Here is a 16,765-nt window from a genome sequence, read left to right on the forward strand (position 1 = left end):
ATTAACCTAGTTCCAGCGCAATGACTCTCGTCAGATGGCTTTCAAAGGCCGTCTGATCGAGTTTTGCCATGCCGAGGACGTAAATCCCGTCCAGCCCGCAGACCAGCGATATCAGTCGCCAGGCGATGTTTTCCGCGCTGTCGGTAACAGTAAATTCTCCTGCTTCCCGGCCCCGGTTGATGATTTTGACCGTCTCGTCATGCCACATTTCCATCGTCAGAATGTAGGCACCCTTAATATCACCCTCTTTGGCGGCAAGGATTTGCGCCTCGCGCCACAGGCGAATGTAGCTTTCAAAACGCGGATCGTTGCTGCCGAGCATAGACTGCAACTGTTCTCGAAAGCTGGCTCCCTGTTGCAGGACGTCCACATCAAGCAGAGCGCGGATCAGACGAATAAACGCCAGCGATTTTAATTCCCCGCCGGAAGTAAAGTGATGATGGACCTGGCCGGTCGCCACGCCCGCTTCACTGGCAATGCGCCGCACCGTCATGGCGGTAAATCCTTCATCCAGCGCCACGCGCATGGCCGCCTGTAAAATATGCTCCCGCCGTTCTTCGCGATTAAGGTAACTCATGATGTTTGTCCCTGAAGGTTGTGCTGAAAACAGCATATCAAAAAGCTGGACAAGTGTTCAGCTTTCCGTAGGATCGGCAGTGTTGGACAAGTGTCCAGTTTCTAATTTGAGGATGAAGGTATGTTTCGGCAGTGGCTGACGTTAATGATTATCGTGCTGGTTTATATTCCGGTGGCAATTGATGTCACGGTCCTGCATGTGGCTGCGCCGACGCTCAGCGTGACGCTGGGTGCAAGCGGCAACCAGATATTGTGGATCATTGATATTTATTCGCTGGTGATGGCGGGGCTGGTGCTGCCGATGGGGGCGCTCGGCGACCGGATCGGTTTTAAGCGTCTGTTGATGAGCGGCAGCGCGCTGTTTGGTCTGGCGTCTGTGCTGGCCGCGTTTGCCTCCAGCGCAGAGTGGCTGATTGCCACCAGGGTTATCCTTGCGGCAGGAGCCGCGATGATCCTGCCTGCGACCCTGGCCGGGATCCGTAATACCTTTGCTCACGCCCGCGAGCGTAACATTGCGCTGGGCGTCTGGGCCGCCGTGGGGTCGGGCGGGGCGGCATTCGGTCCGCTTATCGGCGGGATGGTGCTGGCGCATTTTCACTGGAGCGCGATATTTCTGATCAACGTGCCGATTATAGTGACCGTGCTGATGCTGATTGCCTGTTTTGTCCCGCGCCAGCAGGGGCGGCGCGAGCAGCCGCTGAACCTGCTGCAGGCGCTGGTGCTGATCACCGCGATCCTGCTGCTGGTCTACGGCGTTAAAACCGGGATTAAAGGCACCCAGTCGGTGTGGACGACGCTGGCTATCGTACTGCCGGGCGCGGCGCTGCTGACCCTGTTCGTCCGTCTTCAGCTTCAGGCTCCCCAGCCGATGATTGATATGCGCCTGTTTACCCACCGGGTTATTCTCAGCGGCGTGGTGATGGCGATGACGGCAATGATCGCGCTGGTCGGTTTTGAACTGCTGATGGCACAGGAGTTGCAGTTTGTTCACGGCATGACGCCATTTGCTGCCGGTCTGTTTATGCTGCCGGTCATGCTGGCCAGCGGTTTTAGCGGGCCGATTGCCGGAATGCTGGTTTCACGGCTTGGGCTGCGCTATGTGGCGACCGGCGGAATGATGCTGAGTGCGCTGAGCTTTCTGGGGCTGTCGATGACTGACTTTGCCACCCGGCCGTGGCAGGCGTGGATCCTGATGGCGCTGCTGGGATTCAGCGCTGCCAGCGCGTTGCTGGCTTCCACCTCGGCGATTATGGCCGCCGCACCTGAAGAGAAAGCGGCAGCGGCGGGGGCTATTGAGACGATGGCCTATGAACTGGGCGCAGGGCTTGGGATCGCGCTGTTCGGGGTGCTTTTAAGCCATAGCTACGCGAACGCGATTAGCCTGCCTGTCGGACTGCCGGTGGAGCAGGCGGCACAGGCGACGTCTTCCATCAGCGAGGCGATCCAGCTTGCCACCACGCTTGATGAGAGTTCCGCGCAGACGCTGATTTCCGCGGCCAGAAGCGCGTTTATTACCTCGCACAGCGTGGCGTTAAGCAGCGCCGGACTGATGCTGCTGCTGTTAGCCGCCGGGATCTGGTTTGGTCTGGCAAAAGTGACGACCGTGCGCGAGTCACGCTAGCGGATTGCCGATGTTTTTTGAGTGGCAGACGGCCTCGTCTGTAAAGGGCGGGGCCGGGGAATCAATCAATAAAAAGAGCAGGGGAGACGCCAAAACGGGCAGCGAGTTTTTTGATGTGCGTAAGGGTGAGTTGTCGCTCACCGCGTAAAACGCGCGAAACCATCGATTTACTGCCTATTTCGTGTTGAAAATCAGACAGCGTCAGGCCGTGTTGATCGATGAGCGTCCGCAAGATGGCCAGGGCAGAGGGGACTTCGGCCATTTCTTTTTGAAAGTGAGCCACTGCGGGCAAGCTATCTTCATAGCTTTTGATTTTACTGGTAATAATTTCCATCAGCGGGCTGGTGGGATCGTTGAGCAGGAGGTACTCCACCAGAAGCAGCGCATCCTCATAATCTTTCTGCTGGGTACTGCCCGCTAACAAAGGCACGGCTCGTTTTAAGGCTTCTGTCGCTTTTAGTGCATCGGCTACAACCATTTTACTTTTCCTTTTGTACGATTTTTGGCGACAAACTCATCGTATTCTCGATGGCTGAATACATGGCGAACATGACCTTCTGTTGCCATTGTGTCAACATTGTACTCTTTGACATAGCGTAAAAACAATCGCTATTCACCACAATGAACATCATCGAAAGGCTGAAGCTGGCTCGCAAAGGCCAGGGCAGAAATCGCTATTTAGTTACAACATACAATATGCTTTGTTATAAATATCAAACTCAACCCACAATAGAAAAAGATGTCTGGCAGATATAGCTGGTGGCTCCTGCGAGCCGCCAGCTTAGATGAATTAAATCGACGTGCGACGATAGCTGCGGTATTCCGCGCGCCAGAAGTTATCGTCAATGGACTGGAGCAGGGCTTCTGCGGACGTCGTCACTGCGACGCCTTCCTGCTGGGCGACTTTACCCACCGCAAAGGCGATGGCGCGGGAAACCGCCTGGATATCTTTCAGCTCCGGGAGCACCAGACCTTCGCCATTATTGACCAGCGGTGAATAGCTGGCCAGCGTTTCGCTGGCGGACATCAGCATTTCGTCGGTGATCCGCGTTGCGCCGGAAGCAATGACGCCAAGCCCGATACCAGGGAAAATATAGGCATTGTTACACTGCGCAATCGGGTAGGTTTTATCCTTCCAGACCACCGGGGCAAACGGGCTACCGGTAGCAACCAGCGCACTGCCTTCGGTCCAGGCAATGATATCCTGCGGGGTGGCTTCAACCCGCGAGGTTGGGTTTGACAGCGGCATGACGATGGGATGCGCGCAGTGCTTATGCATTTCGCGAATGATTTCTTCGGTAAACAGCCCGGTTTGCCCCGATACGCCGATCAGGATGTCGGGTTTAACATTGCGCACTACGTCAAGCAGCGACAGCGCTTCGTTTTCCGTGTCCCAGCCCTGCAAGTTTTCGCTTTTCTGCGCCAGTCGGGTCTGGAAGGGGAGCAGGTTGGGCATTTTAGTGGTCAGCAGACCGAAACGGTCGACCATAAACACGCGCTCGCGAGCGGCTTCTTCGCTGAGTCCTTCACGCTGGATCTGGGCAACGATTTGCTCGGCAATGCCGCAGCCAGCGGAGCCTGCACCAAGAAAAACAATTTTCTGTTCGCTAAGCTGGCTGCCCGCGCCCCGGCTGGCGGCGATTAGCGTGCCAACGGTCACGGCCGCCGTTCCCTGAATGTCATCGTTAAAGCAGCAAATTTCATCCCGGTAACGGGTCAGCAGCGGCATCGCATTTTTCTGCGCGAAGTCTTCAAACTGCAACAGTACATCCGGCCAGCGGTTCTTCACCGCCTGAATAAAGTCATCAACGAACGCATAATATTCGTCGTCGGTAATGCGCGAATGACGCCAGCCCATATACAGCGGGTCATTAAGCAACTGCTGATTGTTGGTGCCGACATCCAGCACCACCGGCAGGGTATAGGCCGGACTGATCCCGCCACAGGCGGTGTAAAGTGACAGTTTGCCGATAGGAATACCCATCCCGCCGATGCCCTGGTCGCCAAGACCCAAAATGCGCTCGCCATCAGTCACCACGATCACTTTGATATTGTGGTTAGGCACGTTTTGCAGGATGTCGTCCATGTTGTGGCGGTTCTGCCAGGAGATAAACACGCCGCGCGCGCGACGGTAAATTTCAGAGAAGCGCTCACAGGCCGCCCCGACCGTTGGGGTATAAATGACCGGCATCATTTCATCCAGATGGTTTTCGACCAGCCGGTAGAACAGGGTTTCATTGGTATCCTGAATGTTACGCAGGTAGATGTGCTTGTCGATTTCGGTTTTGAATCCCTGATACTGCAACCAAGCGCGCTCGGCCTGTTCTTCAATGGTTTCAACCACTTCCGGCAGCAGCCCCAGCAAATTGAAGTTGCTGCGCTCTTCTGCGCTGAACGCGCTGCCTTTATTGAGAAGAGGGAATTCGAGCAGGACCGGCCCGGCGTAAGGAATATAAAGAGAACGGGTTTTTTTGTGCTTCAGTAACATCTTACTCACTCCTGAGTCATCACTACAGGCGAACGCGTCGATGCGCACGGCCTGACGAGTATGGCGGCAGCCAGAGTATAAGGTAAATGTTAATGGAATTGTTGGTGGCGGTGATATTTAGGCTTCATTTGTAACAAAACACCCTCTTCAGGGCGAAGATGGGGTCTGACGCTCAGTGGAATGAGAACTCACGTTAAGCAATGTTTTCTTCCTCTGACGCCTCTTTTAATGGTCGCCGATGCCCTTTGGTCGCCAGTTTTGCCAGCGTTAAGGAATAATGGCCGGGCATAATGATATGCCCGTGGCACGGCAATATCCTCATCACAAAAACGATAAGGTAAAAAATGGCCAGTTGTCAGTCGAATAATGAACAGTAGTCAATACATGCCTATGCGATAAATTCCTTATTCAATGAATGTAAACGTTGTTACTTAATGAGGGTAATTTATGAAAGACATTATGACACCACAGTACACGTCTGAATTCACAATTCCAGCAAGGCAGCGGGGAATTATTGTTGCACGCTTTTATGATGTTTGGGGTGATGGTTCACTTGATGGATGGCAACAACCAGTAACACCGCCTACTGTTACGTTGGATGGAAAACCTCTCAATCTTGATCTTTGGTTCTCTGCAAATAGTGTTTCTACTCCAGAGCCTGATGGATTTAATGAAGAGGATTATATTAATGGACAAAGCCAGGGTGGGTTCGATCAACACTCTCAATATTACCAGCAGTCGTTCGATGCGCTTACTCATGATGCTCAATTAGTTGTTTCTGGTAACTATCAAATTACTGGATATTTCAGTATCACCGTTTACCTGGGACTGGATGGAACTCGGTTTCAGTATGAAATGCTGGATAGAGAAATGACATCAACCCCCAGTAATTTAAATCCCTATATAGAGGGAAATCCGAGCGTAATTTTTTATTCTGAGTCCGAAGGACATAATAAGAAAGAAGAGAGTATTATTTATAACCAACAGATTAATCGCATTGATAAACGAGAGGGGGAGGTGTTATTCTTTCGGGCCGATGCAGTGCGTTCCGCCACCGGGTTCTCTGACGAAATGGCTGCCGATGGATGTAGCAAGGGATACCTGTCAGCGACAAAAGACGATCCAAACAATCAACAAGTGTTGATTTTAAGAATTAAGATGCCAACAACGTTTATTGGAAGTGCCACACCTGATTTAACCTTCGGTCGCTATCAATGCAGACAAGTCAGCGTGAGTGCAAACATAGAATCTACAGCCAGTGTTGACCCTCTTCTTGATTTCTGGACGGTTAGCAGCCGAATGTTAAATGAATATGTTGATAATGATGGCTATGCTTACGTCTTCTTTGCACCAACGTATTTTACTGAACAGCTGGTGAAAGAACAGGGGGTTCCTTCAAGAACACCACCCGTTATGACATGGGGTAATTATAAAGGCTATCTGTTAGGTGACCCGAACTATGCTGTTGTGATTAGGTATCGAGACCCTGCTTCGGATTGGGAGGGAAACCCACAAAATGCAGTATGCTATTTGTCCCCACAATATAATCAGCCCGTCACTGTAGATGAGTTAGGCGTGTTTTTACCAGAGTTATTTGGGGATACGATGGCGAATTTCTTGAATGGAAAAATTGGTGCGGTAATTTCCGATCGATCCTGGCCGGTAGAATAAAACTATAATGGAATTAGACGGGAAGTAGCATTAAAAAAACAGGGAGCGACCATTCCCTGTTTTTTTAATGCTGGCTCGCAAAGGCAAGGGCAAAAAGCATTATTTAGTTACAACATGCAATTAGCCTTATTATAAATATCAAACTCAACCCACAGCAGAAAAAAAGTCTCGCAGATAATGCGGGTAGCCCCTGCGAGCCGCCAGATTAGATGAATGAGATCAACGTGGCACGATAGCTCCGGGAACGAGGTCGGGTATGGCGGCAGCCAGAGTATAAGGTAGATGTTAATGGAATTGTTGGTGGCGGTGATATTTAGGCTTCATTTGTAACAAAACACCATCTTCAGAGCGAAGATGGTGCGATACGGCATTTCAGTGAGGGAATTTATTCAGTGCGGCGTTTGCGGCCAGTGGCATGAGAGTGTGAAACCTGCGTTTCATGATCGCCTTCAACCAAAATTTTCTTCTGGTTTGAGAGTCGATAATTCAGCCCAAGAATATGACGTGCCTGACGGTTCGATTTCATTCTTACTCCTTAATCCAGTAATGGTGTTCAAGGACAAGCCCGATGCTAATGCTAAGTCGGACGAAATGTTACCCTTAAGTTCAGTCCGCACCGCGAACTGACTTTTAAGCATTAACCAGGATGCCGGATTTGGCAATTTTTTCGCCGCTTTTAGGAACACTCTCCTTTGTGCCGCAAACTTTCTGTCGCGGCCTATACTTGATGACTCGACAGCAAAAAGGAGTCAACTATGACGATTCATAAGAAAGGTCAGGCACACTGGGAAGGGGACATCAAACGCGGTAAGGGCACCGTCTCTACCGAAAGCGGCGTGCTGAATCAAAGCCCTTACGGTTTTAATACCCGTTTTGAAGGTGAAAAAGGGACCAACCCTGAAGAGCTGATCGGCGCAGCTCATGCGGCCTGTTTCTCAATGGCCCTGTCTCTGATGCTGGGTGATGAAGGCTATACCGCAGAATCTATTGATACCGTCGCGGACGTGTCGCTGGATAAGAAAGATGGCGGTTTCGCCATTACTAAAGTGGCGCTCCAGAGCAAAGTCTCCGTGCCGCAAATTGAGGCGTCAGCTTTTGATGCCATTATTCAGAAAGCCAAAGCGGGCTGCCCGGTTTCACAGCTCCTGAATGCAGAAATTACGCTGGATTATCAGCTTAACGCCTGATTCGTATTTCGCCCGCGTCCTGCGGGCGATTTCCCTAATCCTCTTTAAACATCTCACTCTCTTTACGCATTCCCAGCGCCAGCGTGTGTGAGGGATCGAATAATGACAGGCTCTCCACCTGCTCAATCAGAATCACCTTACGAAAATCCAGCGCCGACTGCGGCTCGGAGGTTAGCGTGATGTCGTGCTTAGCATACCAGGCGCTGTAGTTGTGTTCAGCGGTAAACTCAAAGGTTTCGCTGTCGCGATAGCCGCTCAGCATGGGGATGATCACGATGTTGCTGGCATTGCTGCCATCAAAGGTGGCCGCATGGACCATGCCCATATAAATGCGCTGCGATCTCAGGGTCAGCCAGACCAGTTGCCCGCTCTCCATACACTGGTAAAGCAGACCTTCGAGGCTATTGCCCCTGGAAAGGTATTTGTAGAGTTCGACGCGTCCTTTACTGTCGAGCCGGGCGCTCATCGCCCAGTTAGATCGGTAAAGGCAGAAAACAATCGAAAATGCCAGCATCAGTACCACCGGCGCCTGGATACCTAAAAAACTCCAGTTCATAAAGACCATTTGCAGCCGATGTTCTTCCGGCCCAAACCAGGCGGGCAGGGCATTCATGGTGACAGAAGCGATCAGCAGCAGAAGCCACAAAATGCCGGTGGCGATAATACCCTGTAAAACAAAAATACAGCCGTAAAGGGCGACAAGAAAATAGACATCCCAACCAAAAGTGCGTTTGAACTTTAAGCGGGTGGAAAGATCCCGGCTGCTGTACCAGTACCCACAGACCATCAGGACCATAAAAATCGCTGTTCCCATTTCAGGCCCTTTTCAGTGAGTTAACGTGTCGGGCAAAATCTTCCTGCACCGCGCGACAGCGGATATTGACCGTGGCGTTGCCATCGTCGTCAATTAAAATACGCTCGCCATCTTCAATGGATTCTTCGATATCGTGATGATTAATCACCTGTAAGAATTTTTCGGGACTGGTAAAAAGTGAACGAAACAATCGCATAGATATAACCTCCTGAACTCAGTATAGAAACTACGGGTGAAACAGAGGGCACATTCATGGGTAAACGGATAATTCTGAACTTCAGCCGCTCACAGAATGTTCTTAGTCGCGTGAATATCAGTGTTTAACGCGGCTGACGCCTTGCAGTTTACCCTCCGGCAACTAGATTTAAATCTTCCCGCCCATTTCCCCCGGAGTGAAATATGAGAGCATTGACGTACCACGGTCCGCATAAAGTGAGTGTCGATACCCATCCCGATCCGATTATTGAAGCCAGCGACGATATTATTTTACGCGTGACCGCCACGGCGATTTGTGGCTCGGATTTGCATCTTTATCGCGGAAAAATTCCGGGTACTGGTCATGGCGATATTTTTGGTCATGAATTTATGGGCGAGGTGGTCGAAACAGGTAAAGATGTCACGGCTGTCAGTCGTGGCGACCGGGTAGTCATCCCCTTTGTGATTGCCTGCGGCAACTGTTTTTTCTGTCAGCTTGAGCAGTTTTCCGCCTGCGAAACCACCAATAGCGGCAAAGGCGCAGCGCTGAACCGCAAAACCATCACTCCGCCAGCGGCATTATTTGGCTACAGCAAATTATACGGCGGCGTACCCGGCGGACAGGCAGAATATGTTCGGGTGCCAAAAGCCAATACCGGTCCGTTTAAAGTCCCGCGCGTTCTCTCTGATGATAAAGTGCTCTTTTTAACGGATATATTACCGACTGCCTGGCAGGCGGTGAAAAATGCAGAGGTAAAAAAAGGCTCCAGCGTTGCCATATTTGGTGCCGGTCCGGTCGGTTTATTATCCGCCGCCTGCGCGCGTTATTTAGGCGCAGAGAAAATATTTATGATCGACCATCATGATTATCGCCTTGAATTTGCCCGCCAGTGCTACGGCGTTATCCCGATTAATTTCGATAAAAATGACGATCCGGCGGCGTGGATTATTGAAAATACCGATAACCATCGCGGTGTCGATGCGGTGATTGATGCCGTTGGGTTTGAGGCAAAAGGGAGCCTGACCGAAACCGTGCTGAGCAATCTCAAAATTGAGGGGAGCAGCGGGAAAGCGCTAAGGCAGTGTATCGCTGCCGTTCGCCGTGGCGGTATCGTCAGCGTTCCGGGCGTTTACGCCGGTTTCATTCACGGATTCCTGTTCGGTGACGCGTTCGATAAAGGCTTAACGTTCAAAATGGGCCAGACCCACGTTCATGCTTATCTGCCTGAACTGCTGAAACTGATTGAAGAGGGGCTGCTGCGACCGGAAGAGATAGTCACTCACCATCTGCCGCTTGAAGAGGCGGCGAAAGGCTATGAGATCTTCGAGAAACGCCAGGAAGATTGCCGGAAGGTCATTCTGGTGCCGGGCATTGCGTCAGCGACACCGTAAACAACGTCGCGCCGGGTGACAGATGCCGCCACCCGGCGCGATCGTTTAGTTAGACACCAGCTGTACCACCACCAGCCTGCCGCCTTCCTCCGTTGACAGCACAAACTGCGTTCCGTCCTCCAGCGCCAGCTTGTCGCCGATACCGATAGATCGCTTATCCGGCAGCGACATCAGACCGTTAATGCCTTCGTTCACCAGCCACCACGTATCGTTATGAAAGACAAAATAGCCGACGCGCTTTTTCTGCGCATCGGTGGTGCGCTCGTTGGGCGCGATCAGGCGATTCACATGCCAGGCAAAAAGTGACTGCCCGCTCCAGACCATCAGACGATGATCGTCCGGTCTGAAGCTGCCCGCCTTGCGCGAGGAATAGAGATTAAGGATCGGCAGTTTGCCTTTATAAGGCGTACCGCAATACGGGCATACCGGCGTGGTTTTCCCTGAAAAAACATACCATTTTTGCTCGCAGGTGGGATTCTGGCAGGGCTGAACCAAATCCACAGTTTTCACCAGCGCGTTTTCCCACTCATCCGCCGTCGGGCGGCGCTGCGGATCGTGCAGACCTTCAATAAAAGCCCGGTCGAAAAGCGGGGTCAGGTACGGTCCCATAATGGTATAGGGGATCTTCGCCGGATCGGCCCACGGTAAGGCAGAAGGGGACACCTGATTGAGTTTTACCGCATTGCTGCGATCCAGCGGATGCTCAATAAACAGCGCTTTTTCGCCCATCGACAGTGATTCATCACGCATTTCATCGTCAAAGTCATGAATTTTCCCGCCGCGTAGCGGGTGACGATAAAACAGGTACATATAGATCAGCACCGACAGCGCATGGCGATCGGTCAGGATGCTGGGGAAAACCCGGCGCGGATCGTCTTTGTCCATCTGGCTGGTTTTCACCACTTCCGGCGCAATAAAATCCGGCGTACCGACCACGTCAGGCGGGAATTTTCCCGGCACCACCAGCCCGTCAACGTCAATAATACACGCATGCCCCTGTTCGGGATCGATGAGCACGTTTTTATAGCTCAGGTCGCTATGGCACAAACCAGCTGCGTGCATCCGCCGCACTGCACGGCTTAACAGCAGACAGACTTTCAGGTAGTTAAGGATGTTGCCTTTTTCACGCGGATCGAGGAATTTATTCTGGTTATTCGCGCTGGCGAACCATTTGCCTTCTTTTTCCCGTCCGCGAATGCCGAGAAAATCGTTATTTTTGGAGCCATATTTGAAAAAAAAGTGGCTCTGATAGGTCGGCACCACGATACCGGTTTTACCCTGGTATTCGACGACGCTTTCCGGCCAGCAAAACAGACCTTTCCAGTATTCGCCGCCGGTTTGCTCAAAAATGTTTTGCCGATAGCGCCCGGTGATCATATCGATACGTTCGCGCGCCTGTTCGTTCTGCGGTTTTTTATAAAAAGCCACCACGTAGGATTTATCGGGCGAAAAATAAACATCTTTCATTGAACCGGAGCCAATGATTTCGTCAACATACTGGACGGTTTTTCCGTCTCTGGTTGTACAGGTAATAATGTTTGCCATAGTCAATTACCGCCGTATTTTCTGCTGCTTACCATGAAACGATAATCGTGCGATCGTCATGGTTGCCCGGAGAAAAGAAGTTCAGCCATTCCGCCAGATTTTCAGCGGCGCTATCCGCATCGTTGAGGCAGGGGGCCAGCTCCGCAATGAGCGCATCCCATTTTTGCGGATTTTGTAGCCCGTTATCCGTTTCAAAGCGGGGATCGGACACGCCATCGGTCATTAACACTAAATGGGAAATGTCCTGCCAGCGGCCAATGATGATCCGCTTGCTGAATTCGGGATCCTGCACCGCTTCCGCATCAAGAAAACGGGTTTGCCCGGCATATTCACCGCTGTCCGGCGTACCGAGCACGCGGACTTTTCCCGCCGGGCCATAGGCCGCAATAGCACCATCGCCGAGCCAGAATGAGGCGGCAAAAAGCTCATCGCCTTCGCGGAATGAAACCACCGCCAGCAGAGTAGTGGCATAGGATTTGGTTTTTTCATCGGTAATAATGGCTTCGTTGTGAATATTATTCACTGCCAGCACGGATGCCTGACGATACAGGTGGTAAAAGCCTTCCCATACCTGCCGTTGATTTTCCGTGTTCCATTGCAGAATTTGTTTTTTGAGGTCGAGTCCTTTTTCGCCTTTTAACTGGCTGACCAGATAATTGCCGGCCGTTTCGGTGGCAATCCGCGATCCCTGACGCGAGTTTTTGGCGCTGCCTGCGCCGTCGGCTACCAGCATCACGCTCCAGCCGCTGTCCGGGAGCCAGTTTACATACAGGTCGTCGTCGCGGAAGGAGCCGACGTGGGCATGAGATCGTCCCCGGCGACTTGCGGCCGCAATATTTACGCCGGGCTGTCTGATGAGCTGATGCTCAACATTTTTTTTGTAATAGCGATCGTCTTCCGGTGGGTCAATATTCTTCCACAGCGAACGTGGGTCCGGGTTGACAATAAACGTTGCCGTCGTCGAACCCGAAGGGTGCGCTTCGCTGGCCCACACGACCGTGACCTCAAAATCGCCGCTTTGGGTCGGGATGCCGGACAAATTACCGGTGGCCGGATCGAACGTCAGACCCACCGGGGAGGCAAAGACAACATCTTTCACCTGCGCCGCTGCGCCGTTATCAAGGGCGATGTCGACCGGAGAATCAAAGGGCGCACCGACGCGGGCGTTAGCGATGACGATGCGTGCGCCGGGCGTGGGGGCATGGGGCTGCGCGGCGGCAGCGGGGATTTGTCCTGGCTTAAGCACGGTGTTTTGATCCTGAAGGGGCGGTTGTGGCGCGTCATCGTTGAGGTTTTCATAAGGCATTTTCTGCCATTCTTCTGCCTCCTGACCGCTCTGCGGGGGATTTTCTTCCGGCTGCTGCGGGCTGGTTTCGGGTGGTTGATCGGGTTGATCGACGTCCGCCGGGGGCGGATCAGCTTCGGCGACAGGGGGCGTGGTTTCTTGTTGATTTGCAATGTGCAGAGTCACTGTGTCAACCAGCGCTGCGATCTGCCTGTGGATTTCGGCATTTTCGCCCAGTTGGGCCAGCGCCTCTTCGGAACTGGCCAGTCCTTTCTCTTCGAGGATCAGCGCCAGCAGTTTTTGTTCCAGATCGGTTTCCATCGTTTTTACCCCCGGCCCCGGTCAACGTCAAAATCGCCATCGGCACAGTCCTGGAAGGAAAGCGCTTTGTCGCACCACGGGCAAATCACATCATCCGGGCCATTAATACATAGCAGTTTACCGCAGCTACAAAGGGCAAAAGCGCTGGCGTTCCCGCAGTGCGGGCAGCCCGGTACGCCGTGGAGTTCGCTGGTATTCACCTGCATAAATGAGGCGGAATTATCGCTCCACGCGAAATAATCTTCATCGATGGGATAGCAGCCCGCAATATTGAAGCCGTTGATGTTTAAATCGAAATTCAGTCCGGAAAGGCGGGTATTCGGGCGCTCGTATTTAATCAGGTAAGGTCGCCGTGATTGACTGCACCGTCCCGCCAGGGTGACGCAATTTTCATCATACTTCTGTGATAACACGTCTTTGGTCAGCCTGACGAGGTAATCCGTCTGCTCCGCAGGCGGTGATTCTTCCCCGACGCTGCGGCTGTGGGCGGTAACGGAGGCGCTGATCCATTTGATAAAACGGGCAAAGTCGCCTTCCTGGGCCTCGGTAAAGTGGAAGACGTTTTGCGTCAGCTGGCGCAGGATGTTCAGGTCGGCGGACGGGCCGAGACCAACGGCGATCAGGTTGACCTTGCGCGCGTAATGCTCTTTCCAGCGTTTAATCTCTGCTGCCGCATCGTCAGTGGGGCGCCCGTCGGTCAGCAGGTAAACCACCGGCTTCCAGTCGCCTTTCCCTTCAGCGGTCGTTTTACGCACCTGAGTGTCAATCTGAGTCGCCAGCTCACGCAGCGCCGCACCCAGACAGGTGCCGCTGCCCACTGGCAGCCTTGGCGGGTAGAATGACAGCACGTCGTGCAGCGGCACGATGGTTCTGGCGATACCAGCAAAAGCAATGACTGAAATAAACGCCGTTTCCAGCGCGTGGGGATCTCTTCTCAGGTCGTTGACGATCATTTGCAGCCCGTCATTCATTTTTTTCAGATTGTCGCCAATCATGGACTCTGAGCAGTCCAGAACAAAAAAAACCGGAAGTCTTCTCATCAAAATCACCTCGTCGGGCAACGCTCACAGAACGTTGCCCTGCGATTACAGCACCAGCTGAATTTCTGGCGGAGGAGGGGGCAGAGTATCCGTGCCTGACGTAATGCCCGCGCTGCTGCTGCCCGATGACACGCTTGCCGACACCCATTTGAAGAAACCGGCGAAGGCGTTTGAATCGAGCGTTTCCAGCGCGACAACGTTATCCGTCAACTGCTTCAGATGCTCATGGCGAGCTTTCGGCCCCACGGCGCAGGCAATGATCGAGCCAAACGCACGTTTTTTGACTTCTTTGATCGCTTCGCCATAAGCCCAGGCGTCGGAAGGCGTGCCGTCGGTCATTAAGAAAACCAGCGGTCGCCAGTCCCCTTTTTGATCGCCATCGGACCGACGGACGTCTCGGTCAACGCAGGCGACGAGCTTCTCCAGCGCGGCACCGGTAAAGGTTCCCCCGGCGCTGGGCACCACGATATCGGTAAACTGAAAGTTCTCCAGTGCGGAAAGCGGGACGTGCTCACGCGCTTCGTTGTCAAAGGTGATGATGGAAACGTACACGCTTTCCAGCGCGTAAGGATCCTGACGTAGCGCGCTTAACATCGCCTGAACACCAACATTCACCGCATGAATAGACTCACCGCGCATGGAACCGGAGGTATCGATCAGCAGATAAACGGGAAGTCTTCTCATCAGATATAACTCTTCAAATGCGTGACAAAAGTATCGGATTCTGACGGCTCACCGATCGCGTTGAGCTTCCAGCCGGTTGGTTCGCGGACCAGTTCGGCGAAGAGCATCGAGCGCTGGTTATTAAACGATGCGCCGCCGGAGAGATCGAAACGCGCCATTTCGATATTGCGCGCGTCTACCGCCCGGATAAAGGCGTTCTGCACCTTGCCAAAATGCTGTTGCAGGCGCTCGCCATTATATATTTGCACAATGAAAATGATTTTTTCATATTTTGGATCCAGCGCATTGAGCTTAACGATGATTTGCTCATCGTCGCCATCGCCCGCCCCGGTGCGGTTATCGCCGGTCAGCCAGATGTTGCCGGATTTATGTCGCAGGCTGTTGAAGAAAATAATATCGCCGTTGACCAGCGTCGGTTTGCCGTTCTCAACATCGCCTAAATCGGTCACTTTACCCTGGGCATTGCAGAGAAAGGCGACAACGTCGAGATCGTATTCCGCTTCTTTTTTACCGAAGACGCTGCCGAGAAACCCTTTTTTCTCTTCGTTGATATCCCATCCCAGGCCGATGGTGACGGAAGAAAGATCGTGTTCGTTTTTGCGCAGGCTGACGCCTTGCCCTTTGCTTAAGCTGACTGACATAGCATCTCCTTATTAATATTTAAAGAACGACGTTAACTTCGGGCGGCGGTGGGGGTAAATCATCCAGGCCAATCACTTCTTTTTTGCCGGACTCCACCTTCTGGCTACCGACAGAAATGCTCGCGGAAACCCATTTGAAGAAGGCTTTGATCGTGGAGGAATCGGCGGTATCCAACTGGAGCACGATTTCGGTGATCTCCTGCAAGACTTTGGTCTCCGCAGAATGTCCCGCGGCGCAGGCCACGACCACGCCGGTCCTTGCCGCTTTGAAATCGTTGACGCCTTTACGCCAGTCGTCGGTTGGCGATCCATCGGTCATGATGAATACCAGCGGCCGCCAGTCTCCTTTGGTTTCGGCAGTCGTTTTCTGCACTTCGCGGGCAATGCTGCTTGCCGCGAGCGAAAGCGCTTCACCCAGCGCGGTGGTCCCGCTGGCGGTTAAGTCTGGCAGTTTAAAGCTGAGTAAATCGGTGAGCGGAACGGCCTGGCGTGCGGAGGAATCGAAGGTAATAACAGAAATATAAGCGGTTTCAAGCGCGTAGGGGTCCTGCTTTAAGGTGGTAAGCAGGGTCTGTACACCATTTTTCACCGCCTCGATGGGTTCGCCGTTCATAGAACCGGAGGTATCGAGAAGTAGATAAACCGGAAGTCTTCTCATGCGTTTCTCCTGCTGATTTTGGGTAGGAATTCAGAGGTTCATCGGTTAAACACGACTAAAATACATTATTCTTTTAAGGACTTATCAGCGAGTTTTTTATTGTGATTTTGGTACCAAAAATGGGAGCTTGTCTGTAACGCCGGTTACGGACAAGCTAAAGGATCGCTATTTAGCCGTACGGGTTTGTTCCTCCACCAGCACGGTAAAGGCTTTTTCCAGCAGTATTTCCATCGCTTCGCTACGCGTTTTGTTATGCGTAAAAGCAAATCGCTCAACCTTACGCAGGACGCTCATCCGCAGCGAGAGTGACACCGCCATCTTTTTTTCTTTGTCGAGATCCACCCAACTGGACGACTCAACGGTTTTCAGCTCCGCGTTGGCGCTCAGCGATTCTGCCATTCGGCGCAGCGTTTTTTTATCGAGCGTACCAAAATGGGTGATCTGGTAGGCATGAATCGCCTTACTGTATTTAATTTCTGACGAGTAGGAATCACGCAGTTCTTTCAGCGCTCGGGTCAGTGTGGGTTCAGAGCATTCAAGGGTCTCAAGGATTTTACTTGCGGACACGGGCTTGCCCGTACCTAACAACGTGGCAAGTTTAAATACTCTTTCCTGGCGGGAGCTAAGTAACATTTTCTGCGTTTACC

The 16,765-nt window shown here is 52.5% G+C and carries 17 protein-coding genes; 4 read left to right on the top strand and 13 right to left on the bottom strand.

The features are described from left to right. Position 1: 1 nt before the first annotated feature. Entirely contained in the window at positions 2–577 is a 576-nt protein-coding gene (locus RT197_RS03090; RefSeq protein WP_312947098.1) for a TetR family transcriptional regulator, read from the bottom strand. A gap of 120 nt (positions 578–697) precedes the next feature. On the opposite strand from RT197_RS03090, the gene RT197_RS03095 reads away from it, so the two are divergent. Further along, on the top strand, positions 698–2,197 hold the full coding sequence (locus tag RT197_RS03095; protein ID WP_312947100.1) for a SmvA family efflux MFS transporter: 1,500 nt from the start codon (positions 698–700) through the stop codon (positions 2,195–2,197). A 61-nt stretch (positions 2,198–2,258) separates the two neighbouring features. On the opposite strand, the gene RT197_RS03100 is transcribed toward RT197_RS03095, so the two are convergent. Next, the gene (locus RT197_RS03100; protein ID WP_312947102.1) at positions 2,259–2,675 is read right to left on the bottom strand and encodes a helix-turn-helix domain-containing protein; all 417 of its coding nucleotides are present in this window, start codon (positions 2,673–2,675) and stop codon (positions 2,259–2,261) included. Positions 2,676–2,987: 312 nt separating this feature from the next. Then, positions 2,988–4,685 carry an NAD-dependent malic enzyme gene (locus RT197_RS03105; RefSeq protein WP_312947103.1) on the bottom strand — a complete coding sequence of 566 codons (1,698 nt, stop codon included), beginning with the start codon at positions 4,683–4,685 and terminating at the stop codon, positions 2,988–2,990. A 447-nt stretch (positions 4,686–5,132) separates the two neighbouring features. On the opposite strand from RT197_RS03105, the gene RT197_RS03110 reads away from it, so the two are divergent. Then, entirely contained in the window at positions 5,133–6,356 is a 1,224-nt protein-coding gene (locus tag RT197_RS03110; protein WP_312947104.1) for a hypothetical protein, read from the top strand. A 385-nt stretch (positions 6,357–6,741) separates the two neighbouring features. Here RT197_RS03110 and sra read toward each other — a convergent pair whose 3' ends face one another. Beyond that, entirely contained in the window at positions 6,742–6,882 is a 141-nt protein-coding gene (gene sra / locus RT197_RS03115; RefSeq protein WP_312947106.1) for a stationary-phase-induced ribosome-associated protein, read from the bottom strand. A gap of 229 nt (positions 6,883–7,111) precedes the next feature. Between sra and RT197_RS03120 the strand changes: the two genes are divergently transcribed. Further along, complete coding sequence (locus tag RT197_RS03120) at positions 7,112–7,543, top strand: OsmC family protein (protein WP_312947107.1); 432 nt, start codon at positions 7,112–7,114, stop codon at positions 7,541–7,543. Positions 7,544–7,577: 34 nt separating this feature from the next. Here RT197_RS03120 and RT197_RS03125 read toward each other — a convergent pair whose 3' ends face one another. Beyond that, on the bottom strand, positions 7,578–8,357 hold the full coding sequence (locus tag RT197_RS03125) for a hypothetical protein (RefSeq protein WP_312947108.1): 780 nt from the start codon (positions 8,355–8,357) through the stop codon (positions 7,578–7,580). Position 8,358: 1 nt separating this feature from the next. Further along, positions 8,359–8,553, bottom strand: coding sequence for a hypothetical protein (locus RT197_RS03130; RefSeq protein ID WP_312947110.1), 195 nt, complete (start codon positions 8,551–8,553; stop codon positions 8,359–8,361). 203 nt (positions 8,554–8,756) lie between these two features. Here RT197_RS03130 and RT197_RS03135 point away from each other — a divergent pair, with 203 nt between their 5' ends. Next, on the top strand, positions 8,757–9,944 hold the full coding sequence (locus RT197_RS03135; protein WP_312947112.1) for a zinc-dependent alcohol dehydrogenase: 1,188 nt from the start codon (positions 8,757–8,759) through the stop codon (positions 9,942–9,944). A 45-nt stretch (positions 9,945–9,989) separates the two neighbouring features. Here RT197_RS03135 and RT197_RS03140 read toward each other — a convergent pair whose 3' ends face one another. From RT197_RS03140 to RT197_RS03170, 7 genes are all read right to left on the bottom strand, one after another. Continuing rightward, complete coding sequence (locus tag RT197_RS03140) at positions 9,990–11,489, bottom strand: protein kinase domain-containing protein (protein WP_312947113.1); 1,500 nt, start codon at positions 11,487–11,489, stop codon at positions 9,990–9,992. Between the two features lie 28 nt (positions 11,490–11,517). Beyond that, positions 11,518–13,095: a protein phosphatase 2C domain-containing protein gene (locus tag RT197_RS03145; protein WP_312947115.1), complete on the bottom strand. Its 1,578-nt coding sequence runs from the start codon at positions 13,093–13,095 to the stop codon at positions 11,518–11,520. Positions 13,096–13,100: 5 nt separating this feature from the next. Beyond that, entirely contained in the window at positions 13,101–14,135 is a 1,035-nt protein-coding gene (locus RT197_RS03150) for a TerY-C metal binding domain-containing protein (protein ID WP_312947116.1), read from the bottom strand. Between the two features lie 45 nt (positions 14,136–14,180). Beyond that, the gene (locus tag RT197_RS03155) at positions 14,181–14,819 is read right to left on the bottom strand and encodes a VWA domain-containing protein (RefSeq protein WP_312947117.1); all 639 of its coding nucleotides are present in this window, start codon (positions 14,817–14,819) and stop codon (positions 14,181–14,183) included. Next, entirely contained in the window at positions 14,819–15,460 is a 642-nt protein-coding gene (locus tag RT197_RS03160; RefSeq protein ID WP_312947118.1) for a TerD family protein, read from the bottom strand. Before RT197_RS03160 ends, RT197_RS03155 begins: the two co-directional genes overlap by 1 nt. A 19-nt stretch (positions 15,461–15,479) precedes the next feature. Continuing rightward, positions 15,480–16,118, bottom strand: a complete 639-nt coding sequence (locus RT197_RS03165; RefSeq protein WP_312947120.1) for a VWA domain-containing protein — start codon at positions 16,116–16,118, stop codon at positions 15,480–15,482. A gap of 165 nt (positions 16,119–16,283) precedes the next feature. Continuing rightward, positions 16,284–16,751: a tellurium resistance protein TerW gene (locus RT197_RS03170; RefSeq protein WP_312947122.1), complete on the bottom strand. Its 468-nt coding sequence runs from the start codon at positions 16,749–16,751 to the stop codon at positions 16,284–16,286. Positions 16,752–16,765 lie beyond the last annotated feature (14 nt).

This window comes from Superficieibacter sp. (genome assembly GCF_032071645.1).
Lineage (GTDB): Bacteria > Pseudomonadota > Gammaproteobacteria > Enterobacterales > Enterobacteriaceae > Superficieibacter.

What these genes read in the sequence shown, in the direction of transcription:
- RT197_RS03125 (WP_312947108.1), bottom strand. Translation starts at nt 8,357, where the DNA reads ATGGGAACAGCGATTTTTATGGTCCTGATGGTCTGTGGGTACTGGTAC.
- RT197_RS03170 (WP_312947122.1), bottom strand. Translation starts at nt 16,751, where the DNA reads ATGTTACTTAGCTCCCGCCAGGAAAGAGTATTTAAACTTGCCACGTTG.
- RT197_RS03160 (WP_312947118.1), bottom strand. Translation starts at nt 15,460, where the DNA reads ATGTCAGTCAGCTTAAGCAAAGGGCAAGGCGTCAGCCTGCGCAAAAAC.
- RT197_RS03105 (WP_312947103.1), bottom strand. Translation starts at nt 4,685, where the DNA reads ATGTTACTGAAGCACAAAAAAACCCGTTCTCTTTATATTCCTTACGCC.
- RT197_RS03165 (WP_312947120.1), bottom strand. Translation starts at nt 16,118, where the DNA reads ATGAGAAGACTTCCGGTTTATCTACTTCTCGATACCTCCGGTTCTATG.
- RT197_RS03090 (WP_312947098.1), bottom strand. Translation starts at nt 577, where the DNA reads ATGAGTTACCTTAATCGCGAAGAACGGCGGGAGCATATTTTACAGGCG.
- RT197_RS03140 (WP_312947113.1), bottom strand. Translation starts at nt 11,489, where the DNA reads ATGGCAAACATTATTACCTGTACAACCAGAGACGGAAAAACCGTCCAG.
- RT197_RS03145 (WP_312947115.1), bottom strand. Translation starts at nt 13,095, where the DNA reads ATGGAAACCGATCTGGAACAAAAACTGCTGGCGCTGATCCTCGAAGAG.
- RT197_RS03095 (WP_312947100.1), top strand. Translation starts at nt 698, where the DNA reads ATGTTTCGGCAGTGGCTGACGTTAATGATTATCGTGCTGGTTTATATT.
- RT197_RS03110 (WP_312947104.1), top strand. Translation starts at nt 5,133, where the DNA reads ATGAAAGACATTATGACACCACAGTACACGTCTGAATTCACAATTCCA.
- RT197_RS03100 (WP_312947102.1), bottom strand. Translation starts at nt 2,675, where the DNA reads ATGGTTGTAGCCGATGCACTAAAAGCGACAGAAGCCTTAAAACGAGCC.
- RT197_RS03130 (WP_312947110.1), bottom strand. Translation starts at nt 8,553, where the DNA reads ATGCGATTGTTTCGTTCACTTTTTACCAGTCCCGAAAAATTCTTACAG.
- RT197_RS03135 (WP_312947112.1), top strand. Translation starts at nt 8,757, where the DNA reads ATGAGAGCATTGACGTACCACGGTCCGCATAAAGTGAGTGTCGATACC.
- sra (WP_312947106.1), bottom strand. Translation starts at nt 6,882, where the DNA reads ATGAAATCGAACCGTCAGGCACGTCATATTCTTGGGCTGAATTATCGA.
- RT197_RS03155 (WP_312947117.1), bottom strand. Translation starts at nt 14,819, where the DNA reads ATGAGAAGACTTCCCGTTTATCTGCTGATCGATACCTCCGGTTCCATG.
- RT197_RS03150 (WP_312947116.1), bottom strand. Translation starts at nt 14,135, where the DNA reads ATGAGAAGACTTCCGGTTTTTTTTGTTCTGGACTGCTCAGAGTCCATG.
- RT197_RS03120 (WP_312947107.1), top strand. Translation starts at nt 7,112, where the DNA reads ATGACGATTCATAAGAAAGGTCAGGCACACTGGGAAGGGGACATCAAA.